14 protein-coding genes and 1 pseudogene are annotated in these 15,155 nt (G+C 68.3%); 6 read left to right on the forward strand and 9 right to left on the reverse strand.

Going from position 1 to position 15,155, the window contains the following annotated elements; all coding sequences use genetic code 11:
• Nucleotides 1-45: 45 nt before the first annotated feature.
• The 4 genes from N7607_RS14005 to N7607_RS14020 are packed head-to-tail and all read right to left on the reverse strand — an operon-like array spanning nucleotide 46 to nucleotide 3,420.
• Complete coding sequence (locus tag N7607_RS14005; RefSeq protein WP_279866277.1) at nucleotides 46-675, reverse strand: hypothetical protein; 630 nt, start codon at nucleotides 673-675, stop codon at nucleotides 46-48.
• Nucleotides 675-1,958 (reverse strand): glutamate-1-semialdehyde 2,1-aminomutase, encoded by a 1,284-nt coding sequence (gene hemL / locus N7607_RS14010; protein WP_279866276.1) that lies wholly within the window; start codon nucleotides 1,956-1,958, stop codon nucleotides 675-677. The genes N7607_RS14005 and hemL overlap by 1 nt, the downstream gene beginning before the upstream one ends.
• Nucleotides 1,959-1,990: 32 nt before the next feature.
• Nucleotides 1,991-2,626 (reverse strand): thiamine phosphate synthase, encoded by a 636-nt coding sequence (gene thiE / locus N7607_RS14015; protein ID WP_279866275.1) that lies wholly within the window; start codon nucleotides 2,624-2,626, stop codon nucleotides 1,991-1,993.
• Nucleotides 2,623-3,420, reverse strand: a complete 798-nt coding sequence (locus N7607_RS14020; RefSeq protein WP_279866274.1) for a hydroxymethylpyrimidine/phosphomethylpyrimidine kinase — start codon at nucleotides 3,418-3,420, stop codon at nucleotides 2,623-2,625. Before N7607_RS14020 ends, thiE begins: the two co-directional genes overlap by 4 nt.
• 190 nt (nucleotides 3,421-3,610) lie before the next feature.
• On the opposite strand from N7607_RS14020, the gene N7607_RS14025 reads away from it, so the two are divergent.
• The 3 genes from N7607_RS14025 (at nucleotide 3,611) to N7607_RS14035 (ending at nucleotide 8,393) form a co-directional block, all read left to right on the forward strand.
• Nucleotides 3,611-5,998, forward strand: a complete 2,388-nt coding sequence (locus N7607_RS14025) for a hybrid sensor histidine kinase/response regulator (protein WP_279866273.1) — start codon at nucleotides 3,611-3,613, stop codon at nucleotides 5,996-5,998.
• A gap of 108 nt (nucleotides 5,999-6,106) precedes the next feature.
• Nucleotides 6,107-6,742 (forward strand): TetR/AcrR family transcriptional regulator, encoded by a 636-nt coding sequence (locus tag N7607_RS14030; protein ID WP_279866272.1) that lies wholly within the window; start codon nucleotides 6,107-6,109, stop codon nucleotides 6,740-6,742.
• Nucleotide 6,743: 1 nt separating this feature from the next.
• A complete protein-coding gene (locus tag N7607_RS14035; RefSeq protein WP_279866271.1) occupies nucleotides 6,744-8,393 on the forward strand; it encodes an acyl-CoA dehydrogenase family protein in 1,650 nt (549 codons plus the stop codon).
• A gap of 127 nt (nucleotides 8,394-8,520) precedes the next feature.
• On the opposite strand, the gene N7607_RS14040 is transcribed toward N7607_RS14035, so the two are convergent.
• On the reverse strand, nucleotides 8,521-9,237 hold the full coding sequence (locus tag N7607_RS14040; RefSeq protein WP_279866270.1) for a hypothetical protein: 717 nt from the start codon (nucleotides 9,235-9,237) through the stop codon (nucleotides 8,521-8,523).
• A gap of 154 nt (nucleotides 9,238-9,391) precedes the next feature.
• Between N7607_RS14040 and amn the strand changes: the two genes are divergently transcribed.
• A complete protein-coding gene (gene amn, locus N7607_RS14045; RefSeq protein ID WP_279866310.1) occupies nucleotides 9,392-10,858 on the forward strand; it encodes an AMP nucleosidase in 1,467 nt (488 codons plus the stop codon).
• 158 nt (nucleotides 10,859-11,016) lie between these two features.
• Here amn and N7607_RS14050 read toward each other — a convergent pair whose 3' ends face one another.
• Nucleotides 11,017-11,496 (reverse strand): GNAT family N-acetyltransferase, encoded by a 480-nt coding sequence (locus tag N7607_RS14050; RefSeq protein WP_279866269.1) that lies wholly within the window; start codon nucleotides 11,494-11,496, stop codon nucleotides 11,017-11,019.
• The gene (locus tag N7607_RS14055) at nucleotides 11,493-12,518 is read right to left on the reverse strand and encodes an NAD(P)-dependent alcohol dehydrogenase (RefSeq protein WP_137975014.1); all 1,026 of its coding nucleotides are present in this window, start codon (nucleotides 12,516-12,518) and stop codon (nucleotides 11,493-11,495) included. The genes N7607_RS14050 and N7607_RS14055 overlap by 4 nt, the downstream gene beginning before the upstream one ends.
• A gap of 186 nt (nucleotides 12,519-12,704) precedes the next feature.
• Here N7607_RS14055 and N7607_RS14060 point away from each other — a divergent pair, with 186 nt between their 5' ends.
• On the forward strand, nucleotides 12,705-13,271 hold the full coding sequence (locus N7607_RS14060; RefSeq protein ID WP_279866309.1) for a pseudouridine synthase: 567 nt from the start codon (nucleotides 12,705-12,707) through the stop codon (nucleotides 13,269-13,271).
• A 94-nt stretch (nucleotides 13,272-13,365) separates the two neighbouring features.
• Here the strand turns inward: N7607_RS14060 and N7607_RS14065 are convergent, their stop codons facing one another.
• Both N7607_RS14065 and N7607_RS14070 read right to left on the reverse strand, forming a co-directional pair.
• Nucleotides 13,366-13,584: a DUF2788 domain-containing protein gene (locus tag N7607_RS14065; RefSeq protein ID WP_279866268.1), complete on the reverse strand. Its 219-nt coding sequence runs from the start codon at nucleotides 13,582-13,584 to the stop codon at nucleotides 13,366-13,368.
• Nucleotides 13,585-13,678: 94 nt separating this feature from the next.
• Nucleotides 13,679-14,158 (reverse strand): Lrp/AsnC family transcriptional regulator, encoded by a 480-nt coding sequence (locus tag N7607_RS14070; protein WP_043308345.1) that lies wholly within the window; start codon nucleotides 14,156-14,158, stop codon nucleotides 13,679-13,681.
• Nucleotides 14,159-14,496: 338 nt separating this feature from the next.
• On the opposite strand from N7607_RS14070, the pseudogene N7607_RS14075 reads away from it, so the two are divergent.
• A pseudogene (locus N7607_RS14075) lies at nucleotides 14,497-15,123 on the forward strand (GDSL-type esterase/lipase family protein); the annotation flags it as partial.
• Between the last annotated feature and the right edge of the window lie 32 nt (nucleotides 15,124-15,155).

The following is a 15,155-nucleotide window of genomic DNA, read 5'->3' on the forward strand; positions in this document are numbered from 1 at the left end:
GCGAAACGCGCCGGCCATCACATTATGTGATAAGCCGGGGCGTCCTTACAAAGTCTTTACCGGGATTTCCTCGCGAGCCGGCATGCGCAGCGTCAGCAGCAACCAGGCCAGCAGCGGGTAAGCCGGGGTCAGCAGGGCATGGAACAGGTCGACCCGGCGTATCGGGCCGATAAAGCCTTCGGTACCCACGGCCACGCCGGCGATCAGGAACAAGCCCACCACGCCGATGGCCTGCAGGCCCGGCCGCAGCTGCGGCCAGCGGCTCAGGCCGGCGTAGAGGATCAGCAGCAACGTCACCAGGTTGAGCGCCAGGCGGTAGCTCTGGTCCACGCCGAACACGCGGGCGCCGATAAACAGGCCGACCAATGCCAGCAGCCAGACGGTCCAGATAGGCCTGGCCCAGGCCAGTCCGCGGGCCAGCGCGAATGTGGCCAGGCCCAGCAGCGGCAGGCCGAGGGCGGCGCTGAGCTGGGTGAAGGAGCGGTGCTTGTCGATCCAGCTCGGGTCCAGCCCGTAGCGCACGGCGCCGCACAGCGCCGCCGTGGCGGTCAGGCCGAAGCCCAGCAGCAGGGCGCGCAGCACCGGCTGGCCGCTGAAGGCCGGGCGCAACCAGAGCAGGCTGGCCAGACAGGCCAGAGCCAGGGCTCCATCGCTGAAGGCGGTGCTGTACTGCATCACTTGAGCCTGGCGAAGGCGCGCTCGGCGGCGGCGAAGGTGATTTCCAGCTCCTTGTCGCCATGGGCGATGGAGGTGAAGCCGGCCTCGAAGGCGCTCGGGGCCAGGTACACGCCGCCTTCCAGCATCAGGTGGAAGAACTGGTTGAAGCGCGCCGCGTCGCTGGCCATCACATCACCGAAGGTGACGATGTCGTCGGCGCCGCTGAAGTACAGGCCGAACATGGCGCCGGCCTGGGTGGTGACGAACGGAATGCCGGCGGCATCGGCGCGCTCCTGCAGGCCGGCCAACATGCGGCTGGTGAAGTCGGAGAGCTCGGCGTGGAAGCCCGGGCGGCTGATCAGTTTCAGGGTGGTCAGGCCGGCGGCCATGGCCAGCGGGTTACCGGACAGGGTGCCGGCCTGGTAGACCGGGCCGAGCGGGGCGATGCATTCCATGATCGCGCGCTTGCCGCCGAAACAGCCGACCGGCATGCCGCCGCCAACGATCTTGCCGAAGGTCGACAGGTCCGGCACCACGCCGTAGTGGGCCTGGGCGCCGCCGAGGGCGACGCGGAAGCCGGTCATCACCTCGTCGAAGATCAGCACTACTCCATGCTTGTCACACTGCTCGCGCAGGCCTTCGAGGAAGCCCGGCGCCGGTGGCACGCAGTTCATGTTGCCGGCCACCGGCTCGACGATGATGCAGGCCACGGTCGAACCGACCTCGGCCAGGGTCTTCTCGACGGCGGCCAGGTCGTTGTAGGGCAGGGTCAGGGTGTGTTTGGCGAAGTCCGCCGGCACGCCGGCCGAGCTGGGTACGCCCTGGGTCAGCAGGCCGGAGCCGGCTTTCACCAGCAGGCTGTCGGAGTGGCCGTGATAGCAGCCCTCGAATTTGATGATGGCGTCGCGGCCGGTGTAACCGCGGGCCAGACGGATGGCGCTCATGGTCGCCTCGGTGCCGGAGCTGACCATGCGCACCAGCTCCATGGACGGCACAATGGAGCAGACAAGGTCGGCCATCTCCACTTCCAGGGCGGTTGGCGCGCCATAGGACAGTCCGTGCTGCAGCTGGTTACGCACCGCGTCGAGTACGTCGGGGTGGGCGTGGCCGAGGATCATCGGGCCCCAGGAGCCGACGTAGTCGACGTAGCGCTTGTCGTCCTCGTCGACCACATAGGCGCCTTCGGCGTGCTTGAAGAACAGCGGCGTGCCGCCGACGCTGCGGAAGGCGCGCACCGGCGAGTTGACGCCGCCGGGGATGTGTTTCTGGGCGTTGGCGAACAGGGCTTCGGAACGGGACATGGCAGCTCTCTTTAAGATCAACGGGCTCTAAATCAGGATTTGGCGAACAGCGCGCTGAAGGCGCGGGCGCGGGCCTCCACCTCGGCGGCGGAGGGCGCGGAGAACAGGGCGTGGACCACCGCCAGCAGGTCGGCACCCCGGGCGATCAGCTCGGCGCCGTTGTCCAGACTGACGCCGCCGATGGCGGTGATCGGCAGGCTGAAGCGCGCGCGGGCCTGCTCCAGTAGTTCTGGCGTGGCGCTCGGCGCGCCGGGCTTGGTCTGCGAAGTGAAGAAGCGGCCGAAGGCGAGGTAGCTGGCACCTTCGCGGACGGCCTGCTCGGCCAGTTCCAGGCTGGCGTGGCAGGTGCCACCGATGATCGCCTTGGCGCCGAGCAGGGCGCGGGCGGCGGACAGCGAGCCGTCGCCCTGGCCCAGGTGCAGGCCCACACCGAGGCGGGCCGCCAGCTCGGCGTCGTCGTTGATGATCAGGCTGGCACCGTGGCGCGCACACAGCTCGGCCAGGGCCTCGGCTTCGCGCAGGCGGCGCGCTGCGTCGTTGGACTTGTCGCGGTACTGCAGCAGGCGCGCACCGCCTTTTAGCGCCGCCTCCACGTACGGCAGCAGGCGGCCGTCGGCCAGCAGCTGGCTGTCGGTGATGGCGTAGAGGCCGCGCAACCGCTCCTTCACAACGAGAAGTCCAGCGGCAGGCGGCGCGGCACGAACTGGCCGCGGCCGGGCTGCTCGGCGTCGCGCAGGGTGCGCCAGGTGTAATCCAGGGCGCTGCGCACGGCGCTGACCACTTCCTCGCCCAGGGCCAGACGGCCGGCCAGGGTGCTGGCCAGGGTGCAGCCGGAGCCGTGGTAGCTGCCCGGCAGGCGGGCGCAGGTAAAGGTGTGGCGATCGCCGCCGCGCACGTAGAGGCGGTTGTGTACCTCGGCTTCGTCGCCGTGGCCGCCGGTAATCAGCAGGTTCTGGCAGAAGGGTGAGAGCTTCGCGGCGCATTCGTCCGCCGTGCCCTCGGGCAGTTCGGCGAGGATGCGCGCCTCCGGCAGATTCGGCGTGGCCGCCGCGGCGATCGGCAGCAGGCGTTCGCGCATGGCGTAGCCGACGTCGTCCTTGCCCAGCGAGCCGCCGCCGCCGGCACGCAGCACCGGATCGCACACCAGCGGTACGCCGGGCAGCAGCTGCATGATCTCGACCACAGTGTCGACCATTTCCACCGAGCCGAGCATGCCCAGCTTGACGGCGGCCACCGGCAGGTCGGCGATGATGGCGCGGGCCTGGGCCAATACCCAGTCGCGGTCGAGTACGCGGAAGTCGCTGACGTTAACCGTGTCCTGTACGGTCAGCGCGGTGACCGCCGGAGCGGCGTGGCAACCCTGGGCGAGCAGGGCTTCGATGTCCGCCTGCAGGCCGGCACCACCAGATGGATCGTGGCCGGACAAGCAGAGGACGACGGGGCGGGAGTTGTGTCTGTTCATGGCCGGCGAGCTTACCACCTGGCGGCGGGAGGCCCAATCGCCGGGGCGCGACATCTTGTCCGGGGCGACGAATTTTTACCCAGGGCCCTGTGATAAAGTTTCGCCCCATATAAATCAGAAGGATTCTGTGCGCCGTCCGCAACGGAGAGAGGGCTCCGGGACGGCTGTGCACGAGTTCATGCGGGGCGGCATGCGTTACTGGGTTTTACTTCTTCTGTTGGGCTGGTCCTGGCTGGCGCAGGCCGTCGAGTTCGACGAGCACGCCCGCTACCTGACGCTCGGCTCGAAGATGCAGGTATTCGAGGACGTGCGCGGCGACGCCAGCATCGAGCAGGTCAGCTCCGCCGCCCTGGACGCCAGCTTCCGCGACAACGGCAAACCGGTGCTCAACGCCGGCTACTCACGCTCGGTGTTCTGGCTGCGGGTCGACCTGCTGTACAACCCTGCCCAGTCCCGCAAGCCGAAGAACTGGCTGCTGGAGCTGGCCTACCCGCCGCTCGACCACTTGGAGCTGTACCTGCCCGATGGCGAGGGCGGCTATCGCCTGGCCGCGCGTACCGGCGACTCGCTGCCTTTCTCCAGTCGGCAGATCAAACAGAACAACTACCTGTTCGACCTCGAACTGACGCCGGGCCAGTCCCAGCGCATCTACCTGCGTGCGCAGAGCCAGGGCTCGATGCAGATGCCGCTGGGCCTGTGGGCGCCGGACGCCTTCATCGAGGCGCAGCCGGCGCGCATCTACACCTTCGGCCTGATCTACGGCGTGCTGTTGGTGATGCTGATCTACAACCTGTTCATCTTCCTCGCCGTCCGCGACACCAGCTACCTCTACTACATTCTCTACATCGCCTCGTTCGGCCTGTACCAGGTGTCGGTCAACGGTGCCGGCATCCAGTATTTCTGGCCGAACGATCCCTGGTGGGCCAACGCTTCCACGCCGTTCCTGATCGGTTCGGCGGCGCTGTTCGGTTGCCAGTTCGCCCGCAGCTTCCTGCATACCGCCGACCACAGCCCCTGGGTCGATCGCCTGCTGCGCCTGCTGATGGGCGTGGGCGCTCTGGTGATGGTGCTGGCGCTGACCACCAGCTACGCCAGCGCCCTGCGCCTGGCCACCCTGCTGGCCCTGGCCTTCACCGTGGTGATCTTCAGCGCCGGGGTGCTGGCCTGGCTGCGCGGCATGCGGGTGGCGCGTTACTTCATCATCGCCTGGTCGGCCTTCCTCGCCGGCGGGGTGATCAACACCCTGATGGTGTTGGGCTACCTGCCCTATACCTTCTTCACCATGTACGCCAGCCAGTTCGGCTCGGCGCTGGAGGTGGGCCTGCTGTCCCTGGCGCTGGCCGACCGCATCAACGCGATGAAGGAGGAGCGCGCGCGCATCCTGCAGGAGGCCGGGCGCGAGCTGGAAGTGCTCAACCGCGAGCTGGCCGACAACAACCGCCTGAAGGACGAGTTCCTCGCCACCGTCACCCACGAACTGCGCACGCCGATGAACGGGGTGATCGGCTCCCTGGAGCTGATGCAGACGGTCAAGCTCGACGTCGAGCTGGAGCAGTACCAGCGCACCGCCGCCAGCTCGGCGCGCGACATGATGCGCATGGTCAACGACATCCTCGCCCTCACCGAGCTGCAGGCCGGCAAGCTCTACCCGCGGCGCCAGCCGTTCAGCCTGCGCGGCCTGGTCGACGGCCTGCGTGCCCAGTACGGCGGCAAGGCGGCGGAGAAGGGGCTGCAGTTCGTCGTCGAACTGGAGGACAGCCTGCCCGATACCCTGGAAGGCGATGCCGCCAAGCTGGCCCAGGCCCTGGGCTACCTGCTGGACAACGCGGTCAAGTTCACCCACCAGGGCCAGGTGACACTGCGCATCGGCGCCGCCGGACCACTGGCCGGCAGCATGCCGCTGCGCCTGGAGGTGCTGGATACCGGCATCGGCTTCGTCACCCCGCAGGACGGCAACCTGTACCAGCGCTTCCATCAGCTGGACGGCTCCATGACCCGCCAGTACGGTGGCCTGGGCATCGGCCTGGCGATCTGCCGCCAGCTGGTCGAACTGCTTGGCGGCAGCCTGCAGCACCAGTCGCAGCCGGGTCGTGGCAGCGCCTTCGCCATCGCCCTGCAGCTCGACCTGCCGGCGCAGCGCCAGGACGTCGCCCCCGCTCCACGCCGGGTCGGCGGCGGCCAACCGCAGCGCCGAGCCGAGCAGTGCACGGTGCTGATCGTCGAGGACAACGCGATCAACCAACTGGTGACCCGCGGCATGCTGCTCAAGCTCGGCTACCGGGTGCGCACCGCCGACAACGGCGTGGAGGCCCTGGAAGTGCTGCGCAGCGAGTCAATCGACGCGGTGTTGCTGGACTGCCAGATGCCGGTGATGGACGGCTTCGCCACCTGCCGCGCGCTGCGCAACCTGCCCGGCTGCGCCGAGACCCCGGTGCTGGCAATCACCGCCCACAGCCACAGCGGCGACCGCGAGCGCTGCCTGGCTGCCGGCATGAGCGACTACATGGCCAAGCCGGTGAAGTTCCTCGAGCTGCAGGCCCTGCTGCACGACTGGGTGCTGTGCCGCGCGCCGACCTGAGTCTTTCCCACGAAGCAACGATCCGGCCGCATTTTGGCCGAATCGTCGTTTTCATCAAGAAGTGAATCGTGATTCACTGATCTGAATTCATGAATCCGGATTCAGCTCATGGCCTATCGCACCACCGCCGCCCGTATCGACCGTGCCCAGGAGCTACGCGAACGCATCCTCGTCTGCGCCCATGGCCGGGTCGCCGAGGGTGGCTTCGCCAACCTGACCATGCAGGCCCTGGCCGAAGACGTTGGCATCGCCACCGGCAGCCTGTACCGCCATTTCAGCGGCAAGGGCGAGTTGGCGGCGGAAGTGTTCAGCGATGCCTGCCGCATCGAGGTGGACGCCCTGGCCGAGATCCTGCGCGGCCCCGGTAGCGCCACCCAGCGCCTGGCCGCCGGCCTGGAGCAGTTCGCCGCGCGCGCCTGGCACAGCCGGCAGCTGGCTTTCGCCCTGATCGCCGAGCCGGTGGAGCCGGAAGTGGACGAGCAGCGCCTGCTGTTCCGCGAGGCCTACGCCGAGCTGTTCGTCGACCTGCTCGAAGAGGGCGTGCGCAGCGGCGAGTTCCGCGTGGCGCAGGTCAACCTGATCGCGGCCTGCCTGGTCGGCGCCATCGCCGAGGCCCTGGTCGGCCCGCTTTCTCCCCCGGCCCGCGCGGCCCGCGACGCCGGTCTGCCGGCGGCGGACCTGGCCACCGTCAGCCAAACCCTGGTCACCTTCTGCCTGCGCGCCGTCGGCGCTTCGGAGTCCTGATATGTCCCTGCAGCAATTCGCCGAAACCCACGAAGTGTTCAACCAGGTGCCGTCGCTGGATGGCGCCAACCTGTACCGCCTCGACCTGCCGCTGCAGGAATGGACCCGGCGCTTCGGCGGCGGCTGGGCCGAAGACCGCCTCAACAGTTATGGCGCGCTGGCCGGCGGTGCGCTGATGCAGGCCGGCTTCCTGGCCAACGAGAACAAGCCGGTGTTCAAGAGCCATGATCGCTACGGCAACCGTGTCGACCTGGTGGAATTCCACCCGGCCTACCACGAGCTGATGCGCACGGCCATCGAGCACGGCATTCCCTCGCTGCCCTGGACCGACCCGCGCGAGGGCGCCCAGGTGGCCCGCGCCGCGCTCAACTACCTGCACAACCAGGCCGAGGCGGGTAACGCCTGCCCGCTGACCATGACCTACGCCGCCGTGCCGGCGCTGCGGCTGCAGCCCAACCTGGCCGAGATCTGGGTGCCGAAGATCCTCGCCACCGAGTACGACCCGCGCAACGTCGGCATCGAGCAGAAGGCCGGCGTGACCATCGGCATGGCCATGACCGAGAAGCAGGGCGGCACCGACGTGCGCGCCAACACCACCCGCGCCTACCCGGTGGGCCTGGGTGGCCCCGGCGAGGCCTACGAGCTGGTCGGCCACAAGTGGTTCTGCTCGGCGCCGATGTGCGACGCCTTCCTCACCCTGGCCCACACCGACAAGGGCCTGAGCTGCTTCCTGCTGCCGCGCCATCGCCCGGACGGCACGCGCAACCAGTTCTACATCCAGCGCCTGAAGAACAAGCTGGGCAACTGGGCCAACGCCTCCAGCGAGGTGGAGTACCGTGGCGCCCTGGCCTGGATGGTCGGCGAGGAAGGCCGTGGCGTGCCGACCATCATCGAGATGGTCTCGCTGACCCGCTTCGACTGCATGATCGGCTCCAGCAGCCTGATGCGTCAGGCCCTGACCCAGGCCGCGCATCACTGCGCGCACCGCAAGGTCGGCGGCCGCGTGCTGGCCGAGCAGCCGCTGATGCAGAACGTGCTGGCCGACCTGGCGCTGGAGAGCGAGGCCGCCCTGGCCCTGACCCTGCGCATGGGCAAGGCCCTGGACAATCCGCACGACGAGCAGGAGGAAAAGTTCGCCCGCCTGGTCACCGCCATCGGCAAGTACTGGATCTGCAAACGCGCCCCCGCAATGATCAATGAGGCGCAGGAGTGCATGGGCGGCGCCGGCTACGTCGAGGAGACCATCCTGCCGCGCCTGTACCGTGAGGCGCCGGTCAACTCGATCTGGGAGGGCTCGGGCAACGTGCAGTGCCTGGACGTGCTGCGCGCCCTGTCCAAGGAGGCCGGCGTGCTCGACGCGCTGTTCGCCGAGCTGGGCGATGGCCACGGCGATGCGCGCCTGAAGGCGCATATCCAGCAGCTGCAGGCGGACTTCCGCGACACCGCCGATATCCAGTACCGCGCCCGCCAGCTGACCGAAGACGTGGCCGTGGCCCTGCAGGCCAAGCTGCTGCTGGAGGCCGGCAACGCCACGGTGAGCGATGCCTTTATCGGCAGCCGCCTGGCCGACGGCGGCCGCGTCTACGGCACCCTGCCGCGTGGCGTGGATGCCGAGGCGCTGGTGGCGCGCAGCACGCCGCATCTGGTCTGAGCTTGACGATCCCCGCTGTCTGCATGAGTCGGTAGCCCGGATGTAATCCGGGAATCAGGCCGCTCCAGCCCCGGATTGCATCCGGGCTACGCCGCCGGCCGATGCTGACGGCTTGCGCAGATGGGACTCAGCGGCGCTGCCAGATCATCTTGCCGGTGTTGCTCTCGGTCACCAGGTAGGGCGTGCTGAAGTGGTAGCGCGCTGCCGGCTGGTAGTCGCTGGCGCCTTTCAGCTGTACCAGCAGCAGGCCCTTGTCGCTGCGCCAGCGCCCGCTGTACTGCAGCTCGCCGGGGCGGTCGTAGCTCCACTCGCTGCCGCCGGCCACGCTGCGGCGCCACTGGTCGATGCTGCCGTCGGCGCGGATGCGCAGGGTGGTGACGGTGGTCATCGAGGCGAATTCCAGGCCCTCGCTGTTGGTCATCTGCTCGTAGATCCAGGTGCCGACCAAGGCGGCGTCCTGGTTCGGATCGGGCGGTGCGGGCGCCGGTCCCACGCGCTGGAACATGGCTTCGCGCACCAGCGTCTCGCCGCTGCGCGGGTCGCGGGCGGCCAGGCTGGTGGCAAGCATGCCGTTGGCGTAGTTGCCGTTCATGTTGGCCAGCGCCTGGCCGGAAGTCGGGTCGCTGATCTGCGCCTGCAATGCCTGGCCGTCGAAGCTGCCGCTGACCTTGAGGCGCAGATGCGTTCCCTCCCGGTATTCGCCCTCCACCTGCTGGCCCTGGCTGCGCAGGACCAGCTCGGTCGGCTGGTTGTCGACGCTGGCCTGGTACAGGCCGTCCAGTTCGGCAGCCAGGGCCGGGTTGCCGAGCAAGACGAGCAGAAAGCAGATCGACAGGGCGCGCACCGTGGCTCTCCTCGGGGTGGATGAGGAGAGCCTAGATGGTTCTCGGTGGCCTTGCCTCAGCTCCCATCGCCGAGCAACCGGCGCTGGCGAGGCGACCGTCGCAAGGCGCAAGATAGGGCCGTGATCCCAGCCAGGAAGCTGTCCCGTGACTGCCATGCCGCATACCGATTTCGTCGTCGCCGCCACCGCCGAGGAGGCCGTCGACCGCCTCGCCGACCTGCATCGCCAGGCCACCGGCGGGCTGAGCCAGGCGCTGAAGAACTACCTCAAGGAACGCAGCGTGCCGAGCCAGGCCGAGCGCGCGCAGTTCCGCTACCCGGAACTGCGCCTGACCTACCTGTGCCAGGGCGAGGTGCCGAGCACCGTGCGCGCCTATGCCAAGGTCCAGGTGCCGGGCACCTACCGCGCCACTGTGACCCAGCCGGAAGCCTTCCGCGGCTATCTGCTGGACCAGCTGCGGCCGCTGATGGAGGACTTCTCGGTCACCGTCGAGGTGGGTTTCAGCCAGCAGAACATCCCCTATCCCTATGTGGTCGAGCAGGGCGACGAGCTGGCCGGCAGCGGCGTCAGCGCCGCCGAACTGGCGCGAGTGTTCCCCAGCACCGATCTGTCCGCCGCCACCGACTCGGTGGCCGACGGCCTGTATGGCTGGGGCGACAGCAGCGACCTGCCGCTGGCGCTGTTCGACGCCGCGCGCACCGACTTCTCGCTCAAGCGCATCCAGCACTACACCGGCAGCGACTGGCGTCATGTGCAGCCGTGGATCCTGCTGACCAACTACCACCGCTATGTCGACCAGTTCATCCGTCACGGCCTGGAGCAGCTGCGCGACAACCCGCGCTTCCAGCGCATGGTGCTGCCGGGCAACGTGATCATCGAGCGCGGCACCTCCGAGGAGGACGCCCAGGCCGTGGCCGACGCGGTGGTCTGGCACCGCTACCAGATGCCGGCCTACCACCTGATCGCCAACGACGGCCATGGCATCACCCTGGTCAACATCGGTGTCGGCCCGTCCAACGCCAAGAACATCACCGACCACCTGGCCGTGCTGCGTCCGCACTGCTGGCTGATGATCGGCCACTGCGGCGGCCTGCGGCAGTCGCAGACCATCGGCGACTACGTGCTGGCCCACGCCTATATGCGCCGCGACGGCATCCTCGACCGGGTGCTGCCGCCGCATATCCCGATTCCGGCCCTGGCCGAGGTGCAGCAGGCCCTGCAGGAGGCGGCCGCAACTGTGACCGGAGAGAAGGGTGAAACCCTGAAGAAGCGCCTGCGCACCGGCACCGTGCTGACCTACGACGACCGCAACTGGGAGCTGCACTGGGCCCACGAGCGGCCGCTGATCAACCTGGCTCGCGCGGTGGCGGTGGACATGGAGAGTGGCACCATCGCCGCCCAGGGCTATCGCCTGCGGGTGCCCTACGGCACATTGCTGTGCGTATCGGACAAGCCGCTGCACAGCGAGATCAAGCTGCCCGGCTCGGCCACCGGCTTCTACCAGCGCGCGGTCAGCCAGCACCTGTCGATCGGCATCGCCGCCCTCGACCTGCTGCGCTGCCAGCTCGACTCGCTGCACTCGCGCAAGCTGCGCAGCTTCGACGAACCGCCGTTCCGTTGATCGAATGGCGTGAGCGCGCCGGAGTCATCCGCCCTGCGTAGTGCTCGGCGTAGCCCGGATGTAATCCGGGAAGCAGGCGACCGTCCCCGGATTGCATCCGGGCTACAACACTGCGTGGTGTAATGCCTGCGGCGAGTGCAGCCAACGGGGGCGGCGGGTCAGACGCTTTCGCGCAGCTGCAGGTGCAGCAGGGGGAAGGGCTTGTCGGCGCCATCCAGGGGCGAACGGCCGATCTGCTCGAAGCCCTGGCTGAGGTAGAAGGCCACGGCGCCGGGGTTCTGCTCGTTGACGTCGACCAGGCGCACGCCGTCGCGGTCGATGGAGTGGTGCAGCAGCGCCTTGCCGAAGCCCCGGCCATGGGCGGCCGGGTCGACGAAGAGCATTTCCAGGCGGTCCTCGGCGGTGCCGGCAAAGCCCTGCACGCGGCCCTGCTCGTCGCGCAGGCAGGTCAGGCGCACCAGGTCGAAATACCGCTCGCCGAGCATGCGCCGGTAGAACTGGATGTCCTCCTCGGCGAGAAAGTGGTGGGTGGCGCGCACCGCCGCCTCCCACACTTCCAGCAGGCGCGGGCGATCAGTGCCGTCCACCGCGCCTAGGTGCCACGCGGCGTTACGCCGCCAATGAAACAGGTCGGTCATTTACTCGCATCCAGCACCACCCGGTAGCGGGCCTTGCCGGCACGCAGGTGGTCGAGCGCGGCGTTCACCTGGCTCATGGGGAAGTGCTCGACCTGCGGCAGGATCTGATGGCGGGCGCAGAATTCGAGCATGGTCGCCATGGTCTTCGGCGAACCCACCGGCGAGCCGGACAGGCTCTTCTGCTGCGGGATCAGGCTGAACACATGCACCGGGATGGCGCTCGGCACGATGCCGACGAAGTGCAGCCGGCCCTTGCCGCGCAGGGTGGCGAGCAGGGCGTTCCAGTCCAAGTCGGCGCTGGCAGTGACCAGCAGGAAGTCGAGGGTGCCGGCGATCGCCTTCATCGCGGCGCTGTCGGTGGAGGCCACCACCTTGTGCGCGCCCAGGCGCTTGGCCTCGTCCTGCTTGCTCAGCGACGAGGTGAAGGCAGTGACGTCGCAGCCCCAGGCATTGAGGAAGCCCAGGGCCAGGTGGCCGAGGCCGCCGATGCCGACCACGCCGACGCGGTCGGTGGGCTTCACGTCGAAGTCCAGCAGCGGGCTGAATACGGTGGAGCCGGCGCAGAACAGCGGGCCGACCAGGGCCGGGTCGAGGCCTTCCGGCAGCGGCACAGCCCAGGCCCAGTGCGAGCGCAGGCGATCGGCGAAGCCGCCGTGGCTGCCGACGATGGTCGGCTTCACCGTGCGGCACAGCTGGTGCGAGCCTTCCATGCACGAGCCGCAGTGCATGCAGCTGCCCTTGTACCAGCCGATGCCGACGCGCTGGCCGAGCTTGAGGCCGCGCACCTGGTCACCGACGCGTACCACGGTACCGACCACTTCGTGGCCGGGGATAAAGGGGTAGCGGGCGTTGCCCCACTCGTTGTCGATCATCGACTGGTCGGAGTGGCAGATGCCGCAGTACTCCACCGCCACTTCGACTTCCTCGGCGCCCAGCGGGCCCGGGTCGTAGCTGTGGCGCTCCAGCGGCGCACCCGGCGCGGTGGCGGCCCAGCCGGTGAAGGTGGCGAGTTCGTTGCTCATGGCGGCATCCTCTGCAGTCGATTCGATGGCAGCAGCTTAGCCCGACGAGCGGCCGATTGGACCATCATCAGCGATCCTGATGATGCTCGGTTACACTGCGCGCTCTGCAACCGCACCGGAACCCGCATGTCGCGCCCGCCCCGTTCTCCCGCTCCACGTCGCCCCGGTCCCGCTCCCGCACGGCGGGTGGCCAAGGCGCCGCCGGCCGAGCCGCGGCTGATCGTGCTGAACAAGCCGTTCGATGTGCTTACCCAGTTCAACGACGAACAGGGTCGCGCCACCCTCAAGGATTTCGTCGCCGTGCCCGGCGTCTATCCGGCCGGGCGCCTGGATCGCGACAGCGAAGGCCTGTTGTTGCTGACCAACGACGGCCGCCTGCAGGCGCGCATCGCCGACCCCAAGCACAAGCTGGCCAAGACTTACTGGGTGCAGGTGGAGGGCGAGCCGAGCGAGGAGCAATTGCGCCAACTGCGCGAGGGCGTGCAGCTCAACGACGGGCCGACCCTGCCGGCCGAGGCGCGGCGCCTGGAAGAGCCGCAGCTGTGGGAGCGCAACCCGCCGGTGCGTTTCCGCAAGAGCGTGCCGACCGCCTGGCTGGAACTGGTGATTCGCGAGGGCCGCAATCGCCAGGTGCGGCGCATGACCGCCGCCGTCGGGCTGCCGACCCTGCGTCTGGTGCGGGTGCGCATCGGCCCGTGGAGCCTGGAAGGGCTGCAGCCGGGCGAGTGGAAAGACTTGCCGCCGCGGCTGTAGGAGCCCTTTCATGTGGGAGCGGCCTTGGCCGCGATAAGGAAGCCGAAAAAGCCATCGCGGCCAAGGCCGCTCCCACGGAGGTTCGTCGCGGGCCTCAGCCGTGGATACCGCGGCCCACCTCGATGAGGTAGGTGATCAGCGGCTTGGCCAGGAAGGCGAACAGGCACAGGCCCAGGCCTAGGAACAGGATGGCGGTGCCGAGGCGGCCGGCCTTGGACTTCTTCGCCAGGTCCCAGATGATGAAGAACATGAACACCATCAGCCCGCCCACCAGGACGTACATCATCAGGGCTTCGAACTGTTCGGTTTCCATGGCGGCCTCGCGGGTATGACTGGGACTTCGACGGGGCGGCGATTATACGCGCGCCCTCGCTACCTGCAGTAGACGCCAGTCGGCCCTGCGGCGTTCAGCCGCGCAGGTGTTCCAGCGGCAGTTCGGTGCTGGACAGCACCTGGTTGAGTACGAAGCTGGAGCGCACGCTGGTCACGCCCTCGATGCGGGTCAGCTGGCCGAGTAGGAATTTCTGGTAGTGGTCCATGTCCGGCACCACCACCTTGAGCTGGTAGTCGGCGTCCATCCCGGTCACCAGGCTGCACTCCAGCACCTCGGGACACTGGCGGATCACCGACTGGAAGTGTTCGAAGCGCTCCGGGGTATGGCGGTCCATGCCGATCAGCACGAAGGCGGTCAGCGACAGGCCGAGCTTCTTGCGGTCGAGCAGCGCCACCTGGCGGGCGATATAACCATCGTCCTCCAGCTGCTTGACCCGCCGCGAACAGGGCGAGGGCGACAGGCCGATGCGTTCGGCCAGCTCCTGGTTGGAGATGCGTGCGTCGCGCTGCAGTTCGGCGAGGATGCGCAGATCGTAGCGGTCCAGTTTGTTCATTGTGCGGCTTCTTTGTATTCGGATTGCGCTGAATAATCTCTCAGTGAGTGATTATTGCGCAAGTGGCGTATTGGTGAGCAATATTCGCAATCCTTTGGCGTGTTGCGCTGGTTAAGCTTTTCCTCAGTTTCATGGCCCGGACGTTATGTCCACCCGCGACGCCCAATCAGGTGCCGCGGCGCCGGCGGTCCTACCGGATCGTGCAGGCCCCCGGGTCCGCACCGCTCAACCAGGCGGGCGAGGAAAGCGGCGACACGATTGCCAGTGCCGGACAAGTAGTTCTAGGGGGAGGCCGAGAGGCCTCCCCCTTTTCTTTGCGCTTGCGGCAAGATCGGCCCATGCACCTTAGTGATGACCTGCGCCGCCGTGCCGGCCTGCTGCTCTGGGCCTTCGCTCTGCTATGCGCCTGTTGGCTGGCGCTGCGGGCCGGCGAGCGCCCGCCTGCGGCAACTACCCGCGAGGAGCGGGTGGAGGCGGCGTTCGTCACTCTGGGCAAATCCACCCGTAGGGCGCCGCTGGTATTGCTGGGCGACTCGATCAGCGCCGGCCACACCTGGAGCGCCGGCAGCGGCTGTAAGGCGCCGCTGAACCTGGCGGTATCCGGCGCGCAGAGTGGCGATCTGCTGCGTCACCTGCATCTGGTGGAGGCCGCCGGTGCCGAGCGGGCGCTGCTGCTGATCGGCATCAACGACCTGCGCCATGGCGTGAGCTACGAGCGCCTGCTGGCCAATTACCGGGAAATTCTGTTGCGCCTGCAGGCGCAGGGCGTGACGCCGGTGCTGCAGTCCACCCTGCGGGTAACGCCGCTGCATGAGCATCACCAGGCGCTCAACCAGCAGGTCGCCCGCTTGAACGAGCAGCTGCGCGCCTGGGCGCGGGAGCAGGGCTGGCAGTATCTGGATGTGCAGGCCGTCCTCGATGGGCGCAGCTATCGCGGCGACGGCCTGCACCTCAACGCCGGGGGTTACCGGGCGTGGGAGCAGCTGCTCGCGCCGAT

Source organism: Pseudomonas sp. GD04019 (genome assembly GCF_029837695.1).
In the GTDB taxonomy this organism is placed as follows: Bacteria; Pseudomonadota; Gammaproteobacteria; order Pseudomonadales; family Pseudomonadaceae; genus Aquipseudomonas.